Below are 21,159 nucleotides of genomic sequence, written 5' to 3'. Positions count from 1 at the left end.
GTCATCACCTACGGCATCAACTACTCCGGGCAACCGATTCCCGAGGCCGAAGGCAAGGCGAAGGACGGCATGGAACAGCCCTACCACCTGTGGGAGAAGTCGCCCGGCGTGTCCGGCATGGCGTTCCTGACCGGCAAGACCGGCAGCCCATGGAACGACAGCCTGTTCATTGGCGCCCTGGCCGAGCGCAACCTGATCCGCCTGACGTTGCAGGGCGACAAGATCGTCGGCGAGGAGCGCCTGCTCAACGAGATCGGCGAGCGCGTGCGTGACGTGCGCGTGGATGCGAACGGCAATGTCTATGTCGTCACCGACGAGGACGACGGCAAGATCTGGCGCATCGAGCCGCCGAAGGCGCCATGAGGAGATCGTCGATGATGCGCGGCATCCTCTTCGCCTGGGTCCTCTCCGCCACCTCGCTGGCACACGCGCAATCGCCCACGGACTACAGCGACGCCAAGCGGCGTGCGGATGCGGACGAGGCCTCATTGCCCGCGGCCAGCGCCAGTGCCCTGCGCGATGCACAGGGCAGTGCACTGGAAGCCGCCATCGCCGGCTGCGCAACGCCGACGGCGGATACGTCGCCGTTCGTGGTGGTGGCGGAACTGGACGCATCGGGCAAGGTCGTGCGTACCTGGCGGGAGGGCGGCACGCCGCTGGCGATCTGCGTGCAGAAGCGGATCAATGGCAGCACGCTGTCAGCGCCGCCACGCGCGCCCTTCTTCACGTCGTTCGAGCTGAGCTTCACCCGATGAGCGACGTGGCGCCCGACATCAACGCACTGCTGCATGCACGGCTGCCGGCCGGCGCGCCGTTGCAGATTCCGCCGCCCTGCCTGCTCGACATGCAGGGCGAGCCCATCGATTACGTGGAAGGCCAGTCGCTGGCGATGCGCTTTCCCGTGCTGCCTCGCTATCAGAATCCGATCGGGCACATGCAGGGCGGCTTCATAGTGGCCGCACTGGACAACACGCTGGGGCCGTTCTCGTACCTGATCGCGCCGCCGAGCGTGACCACCTCGCTCAATACGCAGTACCTGCGACCGGTGACGCCCGAACTGATGCACATCGTGTGTCACGCGCGATTGGTGGAGCGCACGCGCAACCAGCTGTTCCTCGCCGGCGAGGTTCGCGACGAGGCCGGGCGTGTGCTGGTGATGTGCCAGGCGGTGTGCCAGATCCTGCCGCCGAAGGCAGGCTGACGCCGACTGAGGCTCGTAAGCCCCTCTCCCTGCGGGAGAGGGGTTGGGGTGAGGGGTAACGAAGTTCGTCCCTTCAAGTTTCCCTGCGTTGTAACCACATCCGCGATGCCGTTGGGGTCGTTGGCCTTGCGGGACAGATTTTCTTTTCTATACACGGCGCCGCTCGCCGCGGCGGCCTCCTTTCTTTGCTTGTGCAAAGAAAGGAGCAAAGAAACACACCCCAGGCGGCACGCCCTGCGCTTCGCTCCGGGTCCGCGAGCGGTCCGGGAATTTTCGTAAGCCACATCCATGTGCCATACGAAAACGCCGTCATCCATGACGGCGCCATTCGGGTTGTACCCGGCCCACTCGCCGTGCCTCATGGGGACCCGGAAAGCGTGAGCAACAGCGGAAGCAGCTCTTGGGCCCCTTAGGTCTGGCAGTCGCGGCGGGTAAAACCCCGCAGGGGCGGCGCACAAGGATGTGCGCCGTTTTCTTTTGCCTACTTTTCTTTGCACAAGCAAAGAAACGCCCTTCAACAGCCGAATGGCTGGTCAAAGTTGGGCCCTCCGCGGCGAGCGGCACCATGCGTCGGAAAAAGTAAACCCATCCCGCAAGGCCATCGAACCAAAGGTACGCCGCGGATGTGGTGACAACCAATGGCGGACTGAAGAGATGGTCTTCGTTGCCCCTCACCCAACCCCTCTCCCGGTGGGAGAGGGGTTCAATTCAGCGCAACTCGAACCGATCCGCATCCAGCATCGCCGGGAACTTCTCCCGATGCGCCGCCAGCGCCTCGGCCGAGATCGTCGTCGTCACCACGCCCTCGCCCGCCGGCAACTCCACCACCGGCTGCCCGAGCATGTCGATCACCGCACTGTCGCCCGAGTAATCGTGCCCGTTGCCATCGGTTCCGGCACGATTCACCGCCGCCACGTAGCACAGGTTCTCGATCGCCCGCGCCCGCAACAACGTCTTCCACGCATACGCCCGCGGTGCCGGCCAGTTCGCGACGAACAACTGCAGATCGAAATCCAGCTGTCCCGGCCGCTCCACGTCGTACCGGTTGCGCGCGAACACCGGGAAGCGCAGGTCGTAGCAGACCAGCGGATTGATCCGCCAGCCCTTCCAGTCGAGCGTCAATCGCTCGCTGCCCGCGGCATACCGCATGTGCTCGTTGGCGTAGCGGAACAGATGACGCTTGTCGTAGTGCTGCAGATCGCCATCCGGCGTGGCGAACAGCAGGCGGTTGAATACGCCTTCCGCCGTGCGCAGCTGCACGCTGCCAGTGATCGCCGCATCGAGCGTCGCCGCCTGCTCGCGGATCCACGCCACCGTGGCGCCGTCCATGCCTTCGGCCTGGTCGATGGCCTCGTTGCTGAAGCCGCTGGTGAAAGTCTCCGGCAACACCACTAGATCGGTCTGCCCGGCGAGCGGCGCGATCAACGCGCCGTAGTAGTCGCGGTTGCCCGCCGGATCGTGCCAGCGGGTCTCGCCCTGGACGAGGGAAATGCGGAGGTCCTGCATCTGTGTCTCCGTATCCGCTTACAGCGCCTTCAGGCGCGCGATCGCCGCATCCAGCGTCGCCTCGTTCTTGGCGAAGCACAGCCGCGCCAGGCGCTGGCCGGTCGGCGGCGTTTCGTAGAACGGCGACAGCGGGATCGCGGTGACGCCATGCTCGACGGTCAGCCACTTCACGAACTCGGCATCCGGCAGGTCGCTGACCGCCGAATAATCGACCAATTGGAAATAGCCGCCCGGCACCGGCAGCGGCACGAACTTCGTGCCCAGCAGCTGCTCGCGGAAGCGGTCGCGCTTCTCCTGGTAGAACGCGCCCAGTTGCTCGTAGTGCTCCGGTTCCTGCCGGATCATCGCGGCGAAGGCGTGCTGCGCCGGCGCGAACGTGCAGAACACGTTGTACTGGTGGACCTTGCGGAATTCCGCGCTCAGCGCCGGCGGCGCGATGGCGTAGCCGATCTTCCAGCCGGTGCAGTGGTAGGTCTTGCCGAAGCTGGAGACGACGAAGGCACGTGCGGCCAGTTCCGGATACCGCAGGATCGATTCATGGCGGCGGCCATCGAACACGATGTGCTCGTAGACCTCGTCGGAAATCAGGTAGATGCCGGTGCCTTCCAGCAATGCGGACAGCGCACGGATATCGGCCTCGTCGAACATCGCACCGGACGGGTTGTGGGGGCTGTTGACGATCAGCAGACGGGTGCGCGGGGTGATCGCGGCGCGCACGCGGTCCCAGTCCACCGCGAAGGTCTGCGGGTCCAGCGGCACGTGCACGGCGCGCGCACCGGCCAGGTCGATCGCCGGTTCGTAGCTGTCGTAGGCCGGGTCCAGCACGATGACTTCTTCGCCCGGGCGCACCACCGCGTGGATGGCATTGAACAGCGCCTCGGTCGCACCGCTGGTGACGGTGATCTCGGTGTCCGGGTTCACCTCGCGGCCGTAGCAGCGCAGCACCTTCTCGGCGATGGCCTGGCGCAGTGGCGCCACGCCCGTCATGGGCGCGTACTGGTTGTGGCCGGCGCGCATGGCGGCGTCCAGTTCGTCCACCAGCCGCTGCGGCACCGCGAAATCCGGGAAGCCCTGCCCCAGGTTGACCGCGCCGTGCTCGGCGGCGAGCTGCGACATCACGGTGAAGATGGTGGTGCCCACCTTGGGCAGCTTGGTCTGCGGCTGGAACATCCGGGTCCGGGTACTCGGCGAGGGGGAGCACGGAGTGTACGCGCTGGCCGTTACGCGCGATGATGCCGCCATGGTCGAACACAGCGTTCCCGCCACCGGATCCGGCCCCGCCAGGGTCGCCGAAGAGGAGCGCGCACGGCTGGCCCGTGCCTGGGCCGCCGCGCACTATTTCGTCACGGTGGGCCGCCAGGAGTGGTTGTTCCGCACCGGCATGACCGCGCCGGAGGTCGAGCGCCAGATCATGGCGAACCGCTATCTGTTCATCACCGCCTGGAATCCGCCCCCGGGCGAGACGCCGCGCCCCGACAACGATGCCGCGCAGGAGCGCCTGCATGCCCGCCTGCATGCGTTGGGGCTGGGCTTCCACCCGGCCCTGGGCTGCGACAACCGGGGCGGCATGGTCGAGCACGGCTGCGTCGTGCTCGACGCCACGCTCGAACAGGCGGACGCCCTGGCGCGCGAGTTCGGCCAGGGCGGCACCCTGTTCTGGCAGGCCGGCGCACCGGTACGGTTGCGCATGATGTGGCCCCGGCCGACGCAGGCCGACGACGATCCGCACACCGACTGGATCGGCTGACGCGGGGCGCGACCGTCTGTCGCAGGCGGCCGGACCGGCCCGGCCGTTTAGAATGGGCGTTTGATCCGCAGGACACCCCGCTCCCGCCCGGGAACGCCCGATCCGATGACCGACGCCGCTTCCCGCCACCCGCCCTTGCTGGCTGCCCGTGCCCTGGCGTTCTCGCGCAACGACGAGCCGGTGTTCGGGCCGCTGGATTTCGCCGTGGACGCGGGCGAGGCGCTGCTGGTGCAGGGCGGCAACGGGGTCGGCAAGACCACCCTGCTGCGGGTGCTGGCCGGCCTGCTGCATGCCGATGCCGGGCAGATCGATATCGACGGGCAACCGGCCGGGCCATCGCGCCGCGCGCATGCGATGGCCTATCTCGGCCACCTGCCCGCGCTGAAGGCCGACCTGAACACGCTGGAAAACCTCAACTTCCTCTGCGGCCTGCACGGTCGCCGTGCACGCCAGATGCCGGGCAACGCCCTGGCGATGGTCGGCCTGGCCGGCTACGAGGATGCGTTCGCCCGCCAACTGTCCGCAGGCCAGAAGAAACGGCTTTCGCTTGCACGGCTGTGGCTGTCGCCCTCTCCGCTGTGGCTGCTGGACGAGCCCTACGCCAATCTCGACCTGGAGGGCATCACCCTGGTGAACCGGATGATTTCCGCGCACCTGCGCGAGGGGGGTGCCGCGCTGGTCACCACGCATGGTGCCTACGCCGCTCCCCCCGTGCAAACGCGGATGCTGGTGATGGAGCGCCCGGCATGAGCGCCGCGCCCTCCCTGCTGCAGACCGCGCGCGCCCTGATCGTGCGCGACGTGCAACTGCTGTGGCGCCGCCGGGGCGATGCGATGCAGCCGGCACTGTTCGCGTTGCTGGTGGTGGTGCTGTTCGCCCTCGGCCTGGGAACCGCGCCGCTGGTGTTGTCGAAAGTGGCGCCGGCGGTGCTGTGGGTCGCCGTGCTGCTGGCCGGCCTGCTGTCGCTGGACACGCTGTTCCGCGGCGATGCCGAGGACGGTTCGCTCGAACAATGGATCCTCGCCCCCGTGCCGCTGGCCTGGCTGGTGCTGGTGCGCGTATTGACCCACTGGGCCACCACCGCCCTGCCGCTGGTGCTCGCCGCGCCGCTGCTGGGCGAGATGCTGCACCTGCCGCGCAACGACCTGCCGATGCTGCTCGCCACGCTCGCGCTGGGCACGCCGCTGCTGAGCCTGCTGGGTGCGGTGGTCGCGGCGCTGACGGTCGGCATGAGGCGCTCTGGTATCCTTGTGGCCCTGCTGGCGCTGCCGCTGTACGTGCCGGTGCTGGTGTTCGGCGCGGGCGCCGTGGCCGCCAACGCGCAAGGGCTGGATGCCTCCGGCGCCCTCCTCTGGCTGGCCGCCGGCCTGCTGCTGTCGCTGTTGCTGGCGCCGCTGGCCGCCGCCGCGGCCATCCGCATCGCCCTGACCTGAAGAACGTGGCTGCATGAATCCTCTCGTCCGCTGGTTCCACCAACTCGGCTCGCCCCCCACCTTCGACCGCTTCGCCGCGCGCTGGACGCCGTGGTGCTACCTCGCCGCCATCGTGCTGCTGGGCGTGGGCCTGTGGCAGGCGCTGTTCGTGGTGCCGGCCGACTACCAGCAGGGCGACAGCTTCCGCATCCTCTACATCCACGTGCCAAGCGCATGGATGAGCATGTTCGTGTTCGGCCTGATGGCGTTCTACGCGGCCATCGCACTGATCTGGCGGATCAAGCTGTGCGAGATCCTGGCGATGGCGTGCGCGCCCACCGGTGCCGCCTTCACCGTCATCACCCTGGCTACCGGCAGCATCTGGGGCAAGCCGATGTGGGGCACGTGGTGGGACTGGGACCCGCGCCTGACCACCGAACTGATCCTGCTGTTCCTCTATCTCGGCGTGATGGGCCTGTACGGCGCCATCGACGACCGCCGCAACGCCGCGCGCGCGGCCGGCCTGCTGGCCATCGTCGGCGTGGCGATCCTGCCGGTGATCCGCTACTCAGTGGTGTGGTGGAACTCGCTGCATCAGGGCCAGACCATCCGCGTGTTCGGCGAGTCCAGCATGGACGACAGCATGATCCTGCCGCTGGTGCTGATGGTGATCGCGACGAAGTTCTGGTTCGCCGGCTCGCTGCTGGCACGTGCGCGCGCCGACAACCTGCGCCGCGAGGCCGGCAAGGACTGGGTGGCTAAGCTCGCCGCCACCAAGGGGGCCGCGCCGTGAGCTACCTCGAATACGTCATCGGCGCTTACGCCGTCTTCGCCGTCGTGCTGGGCTGGGACTTCCTCGCCCCACGCCTGCAGGTGCGCCGTGAACTGCGCGCCGCCCGCCAACGCGTGGCGCGCGATGCCCGCCGCGGCGCCGCCCCCGCCGACCTGGAACGCTGACCGATGAATCCCGTCCGACGCCGTCGCCTGCTGTTCGTGCTGCTCGCCGTCGTGGTGGCCGGCATCGCCACCGCGCTGATCGCGATGGCCCTGCAGCGCAACGTGGCTTACCTCTACACGCCCGCCGAAGTGCTGCGCGGTGAAGCCGGCGAATCCCGGTTCCGCCTGGGCGGCATGGTGGAGAAAGGATCGTTCAAGCGCGAACCCGGCTCGTTGGTCTCGCAGTTCGCCGTCACCGACGGCGACGCCCAGCTGACGGTGCGCTACGACAAGATCCTGCCGGATCTGTTCCGCGAGGGGCAGGCCGTGGTCGCGACCGGCTCCATGCAGGACGGCGTCTTCATCGCCACCGACGTGCTGGCCAAGCACGACGAGGCCTACATGCCGAAGGAAGTCGCCGACAAGATGGGCAAGGCGCACCAGAAGCACGACGTGCCCGCGACACCTGCGGGGTCGGCGAATTGATCCTCGCGTCCGCCGACCATTGCCTTCTCCCCGCGCGCGGGGAGAAGGTGCCCGAAGGGCGGATGAGGGGCGCTTTTGCTTTCGGGCGCCACCGTCAGACGTCCAGTTCGCGCATCCGGATGTACGCGGAGTGTTCGGAACTCCACCACTCCGCTCGCCCCTCACCCGCCTTCGGCACCCTCTCCCCGCTGCGCAGGGAGAGGGGATGGAATACGCATGCTTCCTGAAATCGGACAAATCGCGCTGATCCTGGCGCTGCTGGTCGCCATCCTGCAGTCGGTGCTGCCGCTCGCCGGTGCGCAGCGCAACAAGGCCGCGTGGATGGACATCGCACGCCCCGCCGCCTACGCGCAGTTGTGGCTGGTGATGCTGGCCTTCATCGCGCTGACGGTGGCATTCGTGAAGCAGGACTTCTCGGTCAAGTACGTGGCCGACAATTCCAACTCGCTGCTGCCGATGGTTTACCGCTATACCGCCGTGTGGGGCTCGCACGAAGGCTCGCTGCTGCTGTGGGCGCTGGTGCTGGCGTTGTGGACCGGTGCCGTGGCCCTGTTCTCGCGTGGCCTGCCGCCGGTGGTGATGGCGCGCGTGCTGGGGGTGATGGGCGTGGTCGCCATCGGTTTCCTCGCCTTCCTCATCTTCACCTCGAATCCCTTCGTGCGCCTGCTGCCCTCGCCGGGCGAGGGGCGCGACCTCAACCCGCTGCTGCAGGACCCGGGGATGATCATCCATCCGCCGCTGCTGTACGTGGGCTACGTCGGCTTCGTGGTGCCGTTCGCGTTCGCCATCGCCGCGCTGCTCGATGGCCGCGTGGATGCGCGCTGGCTGCGCTGGACCCGGCCGTGGACGAACGTGGCCTGGGGCTTCCTGACGTTGGGCATCGCGCTGGGCAGCTGGTGGGCGTACTACGAACTGGGCTGGGGCGGCTGGTGGTTCTGGGACCCGGTCGAGAACGCCAGCTTCATGCCGTGGCTGGTCGGCGCGGCGCTGATCCATTCGCAGGCGGTCACGGAGAAGCGGGGCGCGTTCCGCGGCTGGACACTATTGCTGGCCATTGCCGCCTTCTCGCTGTCGCTGCTGGGCACGTTCCTGGTGCGCTCGGGCGTGATCACCAGCGTGCATGCGTTCGCCGCCGATCCCACGCGCGGCGTGTTCATCCTGATCTTCCTCGGCATCGTCATCGGCAGCTCGCTGCTGCTGTACGCGCTGCGCGCGCCGCAGCTGGCCGACGACGCCTCGGAGAAGTCGTACTTCGCCGCCAGCTCCCGCGAGACGTTGCTGCTGGCCAACAACCTGCTGCTGACCGCCGCCTGCGCGATGGTGCTGCTGGGCACGCTGTACCCGCTGATCGCCGATGCACTGGACCTCGGCAAGATCTCGGTCGGCCCGCCGTACTTCAGCCTGCTGTTCATCGTGCTGATGGCGCCACTGGTGGCGCTGGTGCCGTTCGGCCCGCTCGCCAAGTGGCAACGCGAAAACCCGCGCAAACTGGCGGCGATGCTGCTGCCGTGGGCCGGCCTGGCCCTGGTGCTGGCCGCCATCGCTTACGTCATGGCGCCGCAGGGCAAGCTGAAGGTGGCCGCCGGCATCCTCGGCGCAGCGTGGGTCGGCCTGGGCACGCTGCGCTTCCTGTGGCAGCGCCTGCGCGCGAACGGCCGCGTCACGCCCGAGATGCTCGGCATGACACTCGCGCACACCGGCATCGCCGTGTTCCTGGTCGGCGCGCTGCTGGTCGAAGGCCTGAACGTGCAGCGCGAACTGGCGGTGAAGCCGGGCCAGACGGTCGAGGTCGGCCGCTGGGGTTTCCATTTCCAGGGCGTCGATGAAACCCGGGGGCCCAACTATCTGTCCGACCGCGGCCACGTGCAGGTACTGCGCGACGGCCAGCCGGTGGTATTGCTGCATCCGGAGAAGCGTGCCTACGCCAGCGGTGGCCAGGTGATGACCGAAGCCGGCATCAAGCCCGGCGTACTGGGCGATGTCTACGTCGCCATCGGGGAACCACTGGGCAACGACGCGTGGGCGCTGCGCGTGCACATCAAACCCTTCGTCCGCTGGATCTGGCTCGGCGCCGCGCTGATGGCGCTGGGCGGCTTCGTCACCGCCGCCGATCGCCGGTTCCGGAACCACAAGAAACAAGAGGCGCGTCCCGCATGAACAACGCATCCGAACTCCCACCGTCGCCGCCGCGCTCGCGCGGTGCGCTGACGTTCGCGCTGGTCATCATCGGCCTGTTCTTCGTCGGCCTGATGGGCCTGCTGTACTACGGCGTGAAGCAGTCGGACCGCGCCGGGCGCGATGCGTTGCCCTCCCCGCTGATCGGCAAGCCGGCGCCCGCCTTCGACCTGCCGCTGCTGCACGACCCCGCCAAGCGCGTCACCAACGCCGACCTCGCCGGCCAGCCCTACGTGATGAACGTGTGGGGCAGCTGGTGCCCGGAATGCCGCGTCGAGCATCCCATCCTCACCAAGTTCGCACTGACCAAGCGCGTGCGCTTCATCGGCTACAACCTCAAGGACGAACGCGAGGACGCCCTGCGCTGGCTGGACCAGTTCGGCAACCCGTACATGATGGTCGTCGCCGACCTCGAAGGCCGCACCGCAATCGACTGGGGCATCTACGGTGCGCCGGAAACCTTCCTGGTCGACGGCCAGGGCGTGATCCGCTGGAAGCATGTCGGCGCCATCGACCAGGCCATCATCGACAACCAGCTGATTCCCGCTCTGGAAAAGATCGAAGCCGGCCGATGACCGCATTCCCGACATCAAGGCTCCCTCGTAGAGTCGAGCTTGCTCGGCTGCGCGATGCCGCAACGAAGAGCAGCCGAGCAAGCTCGGCTCTACGGTGGGTGCTCGCCCTGTGCCTGGCCGTCTACAGTTTCACTGCCTTCGCGCAGGCCAGCGATCCCACGCCGCTGCAGTTCCGCGATGATGCCGAGGAAGTCCGCTTCCACAAGCTGACCGCCGAACTGCGCTGCGTGATGTGCCAGAACCAGTCGCTGGCCGACTCCAACGCGCAGATCGCGCACGACCTGCGCCGCGAAGTGCTGGACCTGATGCGGCAGGGCAAGGACGACGCGCAGGTGAAGCAGTTCCTGGTCGACCGCTATGGCGAGTTCGTGCTGTACAAGCCCGACGTCGCGCCCGGCACCTACATCCTCTGGTTCGGGCCGCTGCTCCTGCTGCTCGCCGGCGGTTTCTGGGTCGCCCGCATCGTCGCCCGGCGCGCGAAGCAGCCAGCGCCCGCCATCGACGACACCGACCAGGAGTGGTGATGACCCCGTTCGTGATCCTCGCCATTGTGCTGTCGCTGGGCGTGCTGCTGGCCGTACTGTGGCCGTTGTGGCGCGATGCGCGCGGGCTGGTGCTGGCCGGCGTCGCCACGCTGGGCATCGCCACGTTCGCGCTGTACCGCGTGGTCGGCACGCCGGCGGCACTCGAACCCGAAGCGGCATCCTCCGTAATGCCCGCCACGCTGGACGAGGCGGTCGCGCAACTGGAGGCCGAACTGAAGAAGCAGCCGAACGAGCCCGAAGGCTGGCGCCTGCTTGGCAAGTCCTACGCGGCCCTCCAGCGTTACGACGACGCACAGAAGGCGTTCGAGCGCGCGGTGCAGCTGTTGCCCACCGATGCCGACCTGCTGGTCGAAGCGGCGCAGGCGCGCCTGTTCAACAATGCCGACCGCAAGCTCGATGCGCAGGCGATCGCGCTGCTCGACAAGGCGCTGGCGATCAATCCCGATCACCAGCGCGCGCTGTGGTTCGTGGGACTGGCGCAGCGGCAGGAGGGCAAGCACGCGGACGCGGCCAAGACCTGGGAGCCGCTGCTGGCCAAGGTGGACCCGAACACCGCCGCCACCCTGCGCACGCAGATCAACGAAGCCCGCGCGGCAGCCGGCCTGCCCCCGCTGGCCGACGCCGGGCCCGCCGCCGACAGCGCGCCGGCGCTGCTCACGGTGACCGTCGACCTGGCGCCTGCCCTGAAGGACAAGCTCGCTCCCGGCGACACACTGTTCGTCTTCGCCCGCCAGGTGGGTGGCCCGCCGATGCCGGTCGCGGCCCGGCGCCTGCCGGTATCCGACTTTCCGCTCACCGTGCCGCTCGGCGATGGCGACAGCCCGATGCCGACGCTGAAGCTGTCGCAGCTCCCGCAGGTGCAACTGGTCGCCCGCATCGCCAAGGGCAACGGCCCCGCCGCGCAGCCCGGCGATCTCGAAGCGACCGCCATCACCGCCGACGTCAAGGCCGGCAGCCGCTACACACTGACGATCGATCGCGTGGTGCCGTAGGCATCAGCGCACCGCAGCGCTGCCTTTCCTTCTCCCTGCGCAGCGGGGAGAAGGTGCCCGGAGGGCGGATGAGGGGCAGCGCGCGGTATTTCTGCGTGCGCCGAATGGTCTCCACTCCGTTCGCGCCTCACTCGCCTTCGGCACCCTCTCCCCGCTTTGCAGGGCGAGGGAAAGAAAAACGCCTCGCAGCGACGAACCACGGCGCCCTCGTGAAATGGCATCGCCACGCCGCATTGCCTAAACTCCCGCGATGACCGAATTCATCCCCCCCGGCACCCGCTTCCATTCTCTGCCCTCGCCGTTCCGCATGAAGCGCGGTGGTGCGCTGCATGGTGCACGAATGGCGTACGAGACGTGGGGCACGTTGAACCAACGGCGCGACAACGCGGTGCTGATCGTCACCGGGCTGTCGCCGGACGCGCATGCCGCGCGCAATGCCGGCAACGAGGCCGAGGGATGGTGGGAGGCGATGCTGGGGCCGGGCAAGCCGATCGATACCGACCGCTGGTTCGTGGTGTGCGTGAATTCGCTCGGCAGCTGCAAGGGTTCGACGGGTACGGCATCGGTCAATCCAAGTACCGGCACGCTGTACCGCCTCGATTTCCCCGAGCTGTCGGTGGAAGACGGCGCCCACGCGGCGTTCGACGTGGTGCGCGGGCTGGGCATCGAGCAGCTGGCCTGCATCATCGGCAACTCGATGGGCGGGATGACGGCGCTGGCCTATCTGCTGCTGCATCCGGGCGCCGCGCGCACGCACATCAACATCTCGGGCAGTGCGCAGGCGCTCCCGTTCTCCATCGCGATCCGCTCGCTGCAGCGCGAGGCGATCCGCCTGGACCCGAACTGGAACGGTGGCCAGTACGACGATGCGTCGTATCCGGAATCCGGCATGCGCATGGCGCGCAAGCTGGGGGTCATCACCTACCGTTCGGCGCTGGAGTGGGATGGCCGCTTCGGTCGCGTGCGGCTGGAGTCGGATCGTCCGGATGAGGAACCGTTCGGGCTGGAATTCCAGGTGGAGAGCTACCTGGAAGGCCACGCGCGACGCTTCGTGCGCCGCTTCGATCCCAATTGCTATCTCTATCTCAGCCGGTCGATGGACTGGTTCGACCTGGCGGAATATGCCGGAGGCGACGTCGAGAAGGGGCTGGCGAGGATCCGGGTGCAGCGCGCCCTGGCGATCGGGGCCACCACCGACATCCTGTTCCCGCTGCAACAGCAGCAGCAGATCGCCGAGGGACTGGCTGCCGGTGGGGCACAGGCGGACTTCCTGCCGCTGGAATCGCCGCAGGGGCACGATGCATTCCTGGTGGATTTCGAGCGGTTCGGGCCGGCCATACGGGATTTCCTGGCAGGCGTCTGAGCCCTGCTGCTCCTTCTCCATGCTCGGCGGGGAGAAGGTGCCCGGAGGGCGGATGAGGGGCGAGCGCAGTATCTGGCCCCTTCACTTGCGCATTGCCGCTCCGCTCGCCCCTCACCCGCCTTCGACACCTGCTCCCCGCAAGCGGGGCGAGGGAAAAAGCCGGCCATCCCGCACCGCAAAACTCCCTCCCCGCCCCAGCCGGCTAAAATGGCTTCACACTTTCAAGCGGGCCGTGCCATGACCCTCGATTTCCCCGGCGCCGACAAGCTGGTCGCTTCGCTGGATGCCGCCGTCTCCCTGGGTGACGACCGTGCCGTCACCGATGCGCTGCGCAAGTCGCTGTGCGAGTTGATCTGCGACGAGGAGGTCAGCCTGCCGTCCTGCGTGCTGGAGCCCATCTCGGACCACTACGCGCGCCGCGAGCTGTACACCAGTCCGGAGCACGGCTACAGCGTGATCGCGATGACCTGGGGCCCGGGCCAGGGAACCAAGATCCACGATCACTCGGGCATGTGGTGCGTGGAAGGCGTGTGGCGCGGGCGGCTGGAGATCACGCAGTACGAGCTGGCCGAGCATGACGATGTGCGCTATCGCTTCATCCAGGCGGGCACGATCGAGGCCGGCACCGGCTCGGCGGGCAGCCTGATTCCTCCGCACGAGTACCACACCATCCGCAACCCGAGCGACAAGGCCATCGCGGTCAGTCTGCATGTGTACCAGCGCACGATGGTCCGCTGCGGCATCTTCACGCCGGAGGAAGAGGCCGGTGCCGACGGCTGGCAGCGCCGCGGCGAGCGCTTGCTGGGGACGGACCAGGTCAACTGAGGCGCGGCGGGGACCGCCCCTGTCGGCCGGGGGCCGGCCTCGGCTATACTCCGCGTCCGCGCCGGAGTGGCGGAATGGTAGACGCAGCGGACTCAAAATCCGCCGCCCTTAAAAGCGTGTGGGTTCGAGTCCCACCTCCGGCACCAAGATCAAACCCTGGACCCCCAGGGTTTTTTCGTTTGTGGCGCTTGGGCGTGCGGAGTCCAGTGTCCGCTGACGGCCAGAAGCCGATGTCTGCTACGAGTAGAGGTCGAAAAGCCTAGCCCTGGACTACGAATGCACTCCATCCGATTCACTTGCGGCGAGCAACCTCTATCCAAGAGAAGGCGTTGTCGTTCGTCCTGGCGCATGGGTTAACCCTTCGGGCGCGCGGGACTGGCTTGGCAGCGGCCCGTCGTGGTGAACTGACCATGGAGTTCGTCGCTTGGACTATCCACTCGTATGACATCGGCACCCTTGGACCGGCGGGTACTCCCACCTTTCTGGCTACCGGTACTGGCCGGCCTGCCGCTGGGCGCCTGCCTGTTGGTGATGGCACTGCCACTTCTGGGCCATGGCCACGCGACGCTGTCGCGTACCTTGTATCTGTCCGCTTTCGTGCTGTGGCTACTGCCGCTGACCGCACTGCAGCGCTGGCTGTGGCGGCGCAGCACGCCGGGCTGGCGCATCGCCCTGGTGCTGCTTGCGGCTACCTACGCGATGGCGCTGGCCACGCGCCTGCTGAGCGTGGCCGTGCAGGCGATGACGTCGGGCAGCCTCGCGCGGCTGATGACACCGGGCGCGGTAGACGTACCGCTGTTGTTCCGCGGCCTGGAGGGCGCGTGGCTGGTGCTGGTTGCCTACTGCGCGATCCACGCGGTGGTGGCCTATTACGCCGCGCTGCGACAGGAGCAGGCAGACCATCTGGAAGCGCGTTCGCTTGCACGCGACGCCGAACTGCGCGCGCTGCGCTACCAGCTGCAGCCGCACTTCCTGTTCAACACGCTCAATGCGGTGTCCACCTTGATCGCGGAAGGCCACGGCGCGGACGCACGGCAGATGCTGGCACGGCTCAGCGACTTCCTGCGCACGGTGCTCGAGGCGCAGCCCCGCCACGAGGTGACGCTGGCCGAGGAAATCGCCATGACCGAGGCCTACCTGGAGGTGGAAAAGGCCCGGCTGGGGAGGCGCCTGCAGTTGGCTTGGCAACTGGGCGACGGCGTGCTCGCCGCCTACGTGCCCTATCTGCTGCTGCAGCCGCTGGTGGAGAACGCGATCCGACACGGGATAGCACCCCGTCGCGCGCCTGGGCGGCTCGACCTGCGCATCGTCCGCAATGGCACGCGGCTCGAGCTCCACCTGCTCAACGATCTGCCAGACACCGACGACGCACCTTCGCCGCCCGACGGCGCCCGCGAAGCCGTCGGCCTGGACAACGTACGTGGCCGGCTGGCGCGCCTGTACCCGGGCGACGCTGCGCTGGAGACCGGCATCGAGGGCGACCGCTACCACGTGCACCTGACGCTGCCGCTACGCCTGCATGCCGGAGCGAGCGCATGATCCGCGTCGCGGTGGTCGACGACGAACCCCTCGCACGACGTGGCGTGATCTCGCAGCTGGCCGCGTTCGACGACCTGGTGCTGGCCGGCGAATACGAAGACGGGCCCACCGCCCTGGCGGGACTGCGCGAGACGCTACCGGACCTGGTGTTCCTCGATGTGCAGATGCCGGGCATGAACGGCCTCGACGTGCTGGCCGCGCTGCCGCCCGAACGACGTCCGCTCGCTATCCTGCTGACAGCGCACGAAGGCTTCGCGGTGCGTGCGTTCGCACTGAACGCCGTGGACTACCTGCTAAAGCCGCTCGACGACCCGCGCTTCGGCGAGGCGGTGGCGCGCGCGCGCAGCCTGCTTCGTCTGCGCAGCCTCGATGCGTCGGCGGTGGAGGCCCGCGAGGCCGCACCGCTACGTCCGTTGCAAAAGTTTCTGGTCCGGATCGGCAGCCGTACGCTCTTCATCCGCGCCGATGCGGTGGAATGGATCAGCGCCGATGGCGACTATGCAGTGCTGCACGTCGGCGCGCGTACGTACATGGTGCGGGAATCTCTGCACCAGCTCGCGGCGCAGATGGACCCTGCGCGCTTCGTCCGCGTGCACCGCTCCTCGATCGTGCGCCTGGACCAGGTGGCGGAACTGCAGCCGCTGACCAACCGAGATGCCGTGTTACGCCTGCACGACGGAACACCCGTTCGGGTCAGCCGCACCTATATCGACGCACTGCTCGTGGCGCTGCACGCACGCGCCTGACGGTCGCGTACGCGACGCACCACCGGATCGGCGCGCCGCAGGCACGCACAACCGCACGCTGCGCGACATCACCGGACGGCGTCACTAGGGTGAAGGCTCCCCGACCGGAGCCGACCGATGCCAGCCCCATCTCCCCTCACTCATGCACGCACACGCCTGAGCGCGGCGTGCATCCTCGCGCTGCTCGCGACCGCCGTGCCCGCGATGGCGTCCGATACCTGCAGCACCGCGCCCGCCGACGCCGCCAGCACCACCTCGCAACGACTGCTGCAGGCTCTGGTGGAGACCAACGGCGTACCCGGCATGGGCGCGGCGGTATGGCGCGATGGCCGCGTCGCCTGGACGGGCTGTGCCGGCCTGCGCGATGTCGAAGCGCGCGCGCCAGTGCAACGCGACACCGTGTTCCGGTTGGCCAGCGTATCCAAGGTCATAGCCACCACGGCGGCGGCGAAGCTGATCGAAGACGGCCGGCTCGACATCGATGCCGCAGTCGGCGCCACCTTGCCCTGGCTGACGCCTGCGTGGTCGCGAGTGACCGTACGCCAACTCGCCGCACACATCTCCGGCGCGCCGCACTACGCGGGCAACGATCTGCAGACGCTCGGCAAGGTCCGCTATCCCACCGCGCGCGATGCCGTCGGCTATTTCTCCGACCGCGCTCTGCTGTCCACGCCGGGCACGAAGTATTCCTACTCCTCCTGGGGTTACACGTTGATCGGCGCGATGATCGAAGCGCGCTCGGGCCTGCACTTCCTCGACTACGTGCGCCAGCACGTCACCGACGGACTGGCCATCCTGGCAGATGGCGACGCGCCGTCCGCGCAGGCATCCGTTCTTTACGACATCGAGCACGGACCCGCACGGCGCGTCCCGAACACGGACATGAGCTACACCTGGCCCGGCGGTGGACTGGCGGCCACTCCCGAGGCGCTGGCGACCTTCGGTGGCCGCCTGCTCGACCACCGAATCGTTGGCGCCGCGCGATGGGAGGCGATGCTGCAGCCCACCCTGCTGGCCGACGGCACCCCGGTGCACGAGCGCGACTACGATGTGGGCTTCGGCTGGCGCATCGGCCACGATGCCGATGGCGACCGGATCGCGCACCACGCCGGCACTACCACCGGCGCACGTAGCGTGTTGCTCCTGTGGCCCGGACAGGGCACCGCCGTCGGCGTACTGTCGAATGCGATGTGGGTGTCGGCGATCGAAACCACTGCGGAACTGCTGGCCGCGCCGTTCCGCACGCCGCCGGCCAGCCTGACGGCCGCGGCATGCCCCGTCGGCGCACGCCTGACCGGCGCGCTTAAGGACGAACACTTCGAACTCGACGCGACGTTCCGCCTCGAACACGGCCGCTGCGTTGGCGACTTCGTCGCACCCAAACCTCTGCGCGACTTCTTCGCCAGCGCGTATGCGTGGCCCGGACACCGCCTGCGCATCGTCGCGCTTGCCGACGACGGCATGCTGTCGCGTGCAGCTCTCGCCACGCCTTACGGCCTGTACGACCTGCGTGCCGTACGTGACGGCGAATGGACGGTGTCCCTCAACGCCACGTCCACGCTGACCCTGACGCGCTAAGCCGCGTGCGCGCGCGTCCCCGGGGCCGGCACGCGCGATCCCTCACGGCCCCATCATGGAAAGGAACCACACGATGCGTTTCCGCACTCTCGCCTGCATCAGTCTCGCCGTCTTCTGTCTCGCTACTGTCGGCTGCAGTTCGATCGCAAGCCGCACCAACTCCCTCTCCGACGAACGCATCCTGTCCGAAACCGGCGGCGTGCTCGGTTTGTCTCCGTCGGAACTCACCCTGATCGAGCGCCGCACCGAAGGCACCAATACCTACGTCACCTTAAAGGCGCGCAATGGCAAGACCTATGCGTGCACCGTCAACGGCGGCAACCTGCTGTCGTTCGGCATGACCAATCCCCCGGTCTGTCAGCCGCGCTGAAACATCCTCGCCGCGACCGCGCCCGGTCGCGGCCTTCTTCTCTCCCATAGGACCCCGTCGATGCGCACACGCGGCCCATCACGGCGCGTGCGTGCGCGCCTGTTCTTTCTCCTCTGCAGCGGACTGGTGGTACCGGCCACGCAGGCGGCCATCGTGGTCGACGGTCGCCTGGACGAACCGGAGTGGCGCGACGCGGTGCAGTACCGCGATTTCCGCGTGGTGGCCCCATACCTGCTGTCGCACGCCCCAGATAGCGCAGCGACGGTGGCGTACCTGCTGTCCACGCCGGATGGACTGGTGGTGGGGTTCACCCTCACACAGTCAGACGACTATCCGCGCATCAGACCCCGCCTCGAACGCGATCAGGACACGCGCGCCGATCGGGTCGCGGTGATGATCGACTTCGACGCTGATGGCCGTACTGCTTACAGCTTCGGCGTGGACCTGTCCGGCTCGGTTCAGGACGGCGTGGTGACCAACGAGAACCAACTTGCCACCGACTGGGACACCGACTGGACCTGGGCGGTGAGCGAGCACGACGCCGGCTGGCAGGTGGAACTGCTTCTGCCATGGACGGTGGCGCCGATGCGCGGCGCGGATGCACCCACCCGCGACATTGCCGTCCACTTCAGCCGCACGCTGGGGGCCACGGGCGAACAGATCGCTTACCCCGCCGTCTCGCCCGAGCGAGCGCGCTTCGTCTCCGCCTTCGAACGCGTGAACCTGGCTCAGTACCGCAAGGCGCTGCTGCACGTATGGCCGTACGCGACCGTCACCCACGACCGTCTCAAGGGCGACCACCGCCACAAGGCCGGCGTCGATCTGCTGTGGAAGCCGTCGCCCACCTTCCAGCTGGGCGCCACGGTCAATCCCGATTTCGGCCAGGTCGAGTCAGACGACCTGGTCATCAGCTTCGACGCCGTGGAGACGTTCCAGAGCGACCGACGTCCGTTCTTCACCGAGAACCAAAGCATCTTCAAGCAGACCACACCCGATGCCGGCCGACTGGTGCACACACGGCGCATCGGCGCTGAGGCCGATGACGGCACCGGAATGGCCGACATCGCGGCCGCGATCAAGCTCAACGGCTCGCTCGGTGCGCTCGGCTACGGCCTGCTGTCGGCGAGCGAGCGCGGTCCCGTCGGCCGCGACTTCCAAGCAGCGCGCCTGCAGTACCCCGTATCGACCGGAATCAACGTCGGCTGGCTCGGGACTTATGTCCGCCGTCCGTTCCTGCAGCGCGAGGCCCGCGTGCACGCGGTCGACCTGAGCTGGCGCCGTGGCGAGCAACTGGTGGTCGATGCGCAGGTGCTCGCCAGCGAGGCAAACCAGCATGGAGTGACGCGCAGCGGCTCCGGTGCATGGCTGCGGTTGTTCTGGATGCCATCCTCACGCTGGACATACGAAATGGAAGCTACCCATTTCGATCCCGACCTCGATTTCAACGACCTGGGCTACCAGCGCCGCGGCGATCTCGATGAGATCGAAGTCACCGGCGCCTACCTTCATCGCAGCGAAGGCGCGTCGTCTCGCCTGTCGACCGCGCGCTGGTCGCTGGAGGCGCAGGCACGGCGCAATCATCGCGGCGAACGTCTGCCGGACATGTGGATCGCGCGCGGCACCTTCGATCTGCGCAGCGGCACCCGGATCGTCGTCGACAGTGTCACCAGCAGCGGCGGCTGGGACGACCGTTTCCTGCGCGGGTACGGTGCGGTGTGGTTCGGCCATCGGAACGAGGCAAGCGCCCGCGTGGTCAGCCGCCGCTTCGGTGCATGGTCGTATGAGGCCGAACTATCGTTGGTGGCGCTCGGCCTGAGTGCGCGTCCCTCGCAGGCCGCACGGTTGGCGGTGAACTGGTTCGCCGGCGACCGCTTCAACGCGAAGCTGGAACTTGCGCCGGATATCAGCCGGGACTGGTTGATCTGGGAGGTTGGCGATTACGCGGGCCGCTACACGCGCCGAGGCGATGCTTTGAGGCTCGACGCCACCTGGTTTCCCAGCCGCCAGCACGAGCTGCGTTTGAAATCGGAATGGCTCGGGCTGCGTGCCGAGGCAGGCCAACGTTACCGGCGCGGCGCCGATGGCCGGCTGCATGACACCGGCGAGGCTCTCCCCGCGTTCGACATCAACCGCTTTGGCATCCAGCTGCGCTACCGGTATTTGCTCGGACCGCAGTCGGACGTCTACCTAGCGTGGTCGCGCGGCGGCCTGGGTGAGCATGAGCGCCGCCGCCCGGGCACTGCCCAGCTGTTCGAGGAGGCGCTGTCGCTGACCGATACCGATCAACTGGTAGCCAAGCTGCGCTATCGGTTCTGAAAGCAATCGAGATGCTGCTCTTCAAAAAAATGATCAAGTCGATCGATAGCAGAAAGCACTGCGGCTGCGCGACCGCATCGAACGCACCGGGGCCGATATCGCGAACAGCACCATAGGGAAATCGCTCCGCCGGACGTCTACCTTGGTGATCGGGCGCTGTTAGCGGCCCGTACAACGTCGAACGATGATCAAAGACCACCCGAATCCCTACCTCCAGGCCTCGCTGCGCGCGCTATCAACCGCCCTGGATCGGTGTGCCCGCCAACTGCGTGCGGCGAAGGCCCCCGTAGAGCGCGAGGACATGGCACACCTGCTTCTCGCCGCCGCCCAGCGCCTCGCCCCCAACCGCAGGAACCCGGGAGAGCCGGTGAATCGCGCGCGTGCGGGTGCGGAGGTCCTTCCAGACTTCTGGCTGCGTTACGAACGCGAGAAGCGCGCGATGCGCTGGCACCTGTTCCACCAGGCCGCCGAGACCGCCGGCCTCACGCCCGCGCACCTCGGCGAGTACCTCACGCTGACGGGGCGGCCCCTGATGGATCGCGTCCTGGAAAGCGAGGAAGGCTACCGCGAAGCCCTGGACTGGATCGAAGAGGCCCGTCGTACGGGTGACCGGTCTTCTCGCCGCGTCGAGTAAGACCACCCGGGCCCATACACAGGGCTCACCAGGTAAAGCCTCACCCCGACCTGTCGCTGGCCGCGTCGGATCGGACGTGGACGCCCCGGCCCGCATACGCGAATACAGGGGTCAGCGTGTGCTCGGGTCCTGACGACCGATGACCCGAATCGCAATGCCGTGACACTGGGCCGGGCATGCAGTGCTCCCCCCCCCCCACGTGCACTCTACGGC

General features: G+C 67.9%; 23 protein-coding genes and 1 tRNA gene. 22 read left to right on the top strand and 2 right to left on the bottom strand.

From position 1 onward, the window contains the following. From CYU89_RS17070 to CYU89_RS17060, 3 genes are all read left to right on the top strand, one after another. On the top strand, positions 1 to 363 hold a 363-nt coding region (locus CYU89_RS17070; RefSeq protein WP_296282740.1), incomplete at its 5' end, for a PQQ-dependent sugar dehydrogenase. Positions 364 to 374: 11 nt separating this feature from the next. After that, positions 375 to 755 (top strand): hypothetical protein, encoded by a 381-nt coding sequence (locus tag CYU89_RS17065; protein WP_296282739.1) that lies wholly within the window; start codon positions 375 to 377, stop codon positions 753 to 755. Beyond that, positions 752 to 1,201 (top strand): PaaI family thioesterase, encoded by a 450-nt coding sequence (locus CYU89_RS17060; RefSeq protein WP_296282738.1) that lies wholly within the window; start codon positions 752 to 754, stop codon positions 1,199 to 1,201. Before CYU89_RS17065 ends, CYU89_RS17060 begins: the two co-directional genes overlap by 4 nt. Before the next feature lie 708 nt (positions 1,202 to 1,909). On the opposite strand, the gene CYU89_RS17055 is transcribed toward CYU89_RS17060, so the two are convergent. Both CYU89_RS17055 and CYU89_RS17050 read right to left on the bottom strand, forming a co-directional pair. Continuing rightward, on the bottom strand, positions 1,910 to 2,707 hold the full coding sequence (locus CYU89_RS17055; RefSeq protein ID WP_296282737.1) for an amidohydrolase: 798 nt from the start codon (positions 2,705 to 2,707) through the stop codon (positions 1,910 to 1,912). 18 nt (positions 2,708 to 2,725) lie between these two features. After that, on the bottom strand, positions 2,726 to 3,877 hold the full coding sequence (locus CYU89_RS17050) for a pyridoxal phosphate-dependent aminotransferase (RefSeq protein WP_296282736.1): 1,152 nt from the start codon (positions 3,875 to 3,877) through the stop codon (positions 2,726 to 2,728). A gap of 70 nt (positions 3,878 to 3,947) precedes the next feature. On the opposite strand from CYU89_RS17050, the gene CYU89_RS17045 reads away from it, so the two are divergent. The 19 genes from CYU89_RS17045 (at position 3,948) to CYU89_RS16955 (ending at position 20,946) form a co-directional block, all read left to right on the top strand. After that, a complete protein-coding gene (locus tag CYU89_RS17045) occupies positions 3,948 to 4,454 on the top strand; it encodes a DUF3293 domain-containing protein (RefSeq protein ID WP_296282735.1) in 507 nt (168 codons plus the stop codon). Positions 4,455 to 4,559: 105 nt separating this feature from the next. Beyond that, positions 4,560 to 5,204, top strand: coding sequence for a heme ABC exporter ATP-binding protein CcmA (gene ccmA / locus CYU89_RS17040; RefSeq protein ID WP_296282734.1), 645 nt, complete (start codon positions 4,560 to 4,562; stop codon positions 5,202 to 5,204). Then, on the top strand, positions 5,201 to 5,887 hold the full coding sequence (gene ccmB / locus CYU89_RS17035) for a heme exporter protein CcmB (RefSeq protein ID WP_296282733.1): 687 nt from the start codon (positions 5,201 to 5,203) through the stop codon (positions 5,885 to 5,887). The genes ccmA and ccmB overlap by 4 nt, the downstream gene beginning before the upstream one ends. A gap of 13 nt (positions 5,888 to 5,900) precedes the next feature. Then, positions 5,901 to 6,659 (top strand): heme ABC transporter permease, encoded by a 759-nt coding sequence (locus tag CYU89_RS17030; RefSeq protein WP_296282732.1) that lies wholly within the window; start codon positions 5,901 to 5,903, stop codon positions 6,657 to 6,659. Beyond that, complete coding sequence (locus CYU89_RS17025) at positions 6,656 to 6,823, top strand: heme exporter protein CcmD (protein ID WP_296282731.1); 168 nt, start codon at positions 6,656 to 6,658, stop codon at positions 6,821 to 6,823. Before CYU89_RS17030 ends, CYU89_RS17025 begins: the two co-directional genes overlap by 4 nt. Positions 6,824 to 6,826: 3 nt before the next feature. Then, positions 6,827 to 7,288, top strand: coding sequence for a cytochrome c maturation protein CcmE (ccmE, locus tag CYU89_RS17020; RefSeq protein ID WP_296282730.1), 462 nt, complete (start codon positions 6,827 to 6,829; stop codon positions 7,286 to 7,288). Positions 7,289 to 7,504: 216 nt separating this feature from the next. Beyond that, positions 7,505 to 9,445, top strand: coding sequence for a heme lyase CcmF/NrfE family subunit (locus CYU89_RS17015; RefSeq protein ID WP_296282729.1), 1,941 nt, complete (start codon positions 7,505 to 7,507; stop codon positions 9,443 to 9,445). Next, a complete protein-coding gene (locus CYU89_RS17010; RefSeq protein WP_296282728.1) occupies positions 9,442 to 10,038 on the top strand; it encodes a DsbE family thiol:disulfide interchange protein in 597 nt (198 codons plus the stop codon). The genes CYU89_RS17015 and CYU89_RS17010 overlap by 4 nt, the downstream gene beginning before the upstream one ends. Before the next feature lie 98 nt (positions 10,039 to 10,136). Continuing rightward, positions 10,137 to 10,562: a cytochrome c-type biogenesis protein gene (locus CYU89_RS17005; RefSeq protein ID WP_296282727.1), complete on the top strand. Its 426-nt coding sequence runs from the start codon at positions 10,137 to 10,139 to the stop codon at positions 10,560 to 10,562. Beyond that, entirely contained in the window at positions 10,562 to 11,575 is a 1,014-nt protein-coding gene (locus CYU89_RS17000) for a tetratricopeptide repeat protein (RefSeq protein ID WP_296282726.1), read from the top strand. Before CYU89_RS17005 ends, CYU89_RS17000 begins: the two co-directional genes overlap by 1 nt. Before the next feature lie 250 nt (positions 11,576 to 11,825). Beyond that, a complete protein-coding gene (locus CYU89_RS16995) occupies positions 11,826 to 12,938 on the top strand; it encodes a homoserine O-acetyltransferase (RefSeq protein ID WP_296282725.1) in 1,113 nt (370 codons plus the stop codon). A gap of 237 nt (positions 12,939 to 13,175) precedes the next feature. Beyond that, entirely contained in the window at positions 13,176 to 13,763 is a 588-nt protein-coding gene (locus CYU89_RS16990; RefSeq protein ID WP_296282724.1) for a cysteine dioxygenase family protein, read from the top strand. A 60-nt stretch (positions 13,764 to 13,823) separates the two neighbouring features. Beyond that, positions 13,824 to 13,909 (top strand) — tRNA-Leu (locus CYU89_RS16985). Between the two features lie 385 nt (positions 13,910 to 14,294). Then, the gene (locus tag CYU89_RS16980; RefSeq protein WP_296282723.1) at positions 14,295 to 15,302 is read left to right on the top strand and encodes a histidine kinase; all 1,008 of its coding nucleotides are present in this window, start codon (positions 14,295 to 14,297) and stop codon (positions 15,300 to 15,302) included. Then, positions 15,299 to 16,048: a LytTR family DNA-binding domain-containing protein gene (locus CYU89_RS16975; RefSeq protein WP_296282722.1), complete on the top strand. Its 750-nt coding sequence runs from the start codon at positions 15,299 to 15,301 to the stop codon at positions 16,046 to 16,048. The genes CYU89_RS16980 and CYU89_RS16975 overlap by 4 nt, the downstream gene beginning before the upstream one ends. Positions 16,049 to 16,165: 117 nt before the next feature. Beyond that, positions 16,166 to 17,626, top strand: coding sequence for a serine hydrolase domain-containing protein (locus tag CYU89_RS16970; protein WP_296282721.1), 1,461 nt, complete (start codon positions 16,166 to 16,168; stop codon positions 17,624 to 17,626). Positions 17,627 to 17,699: 73 nt separating this feature from the next. Further along, a complete protein-coding gene (locus CYU89_RS16965) occupies positions 17,700 to 17,996 on the top strand; it encodes a hypothetical protein (RefSeq protein ID WP_296282720.1) in 297 nt (98 codons plus the stop codon). 60 nt (positions 17,997 to 18,056) lie between these two features. Further along, complete coding sequence (locus CYU89_RS16960) at positions 18,057 to 20,312, top strand: DUF5916 domain-containing protein (protein ID WP_296282719.1); 2,256 nt, start codon at positions 18,057 to 18,059, stop codon at positions 20,310 to 20,312. A gap of 184 nt (positions 20,313 to 20,496) precedes the next feature. Then, the gene (locus CYU89_RS16955) at positions 20,497 to 20,946 is read left to right on the top strand and encodes a hypothetical protein (protein ID WP_296282718.1); all 450 of its coding nucleotides are present in this window, start codon (positions 20,497 to 20,499) and stop codon (positions 20,944 to 20,946) included. The last annotated feature ends 213 nt before the right edge of the window (positions 20,947 to 21,159 follow it).

It is taken from the genome of Pseudoxanthomonas sp. (genome assembly GCF_002863005.1).
Taxonomy (GTDB): Bacteria; Pseudomonadota; Gammaproteobacteria; order Xanthomonadales; family Xanthomonadaceae; genus Pseudoxanthomonas_A.
This window is presented reverse-complemented; position numbering and strand designations above follow the sequence as displayed.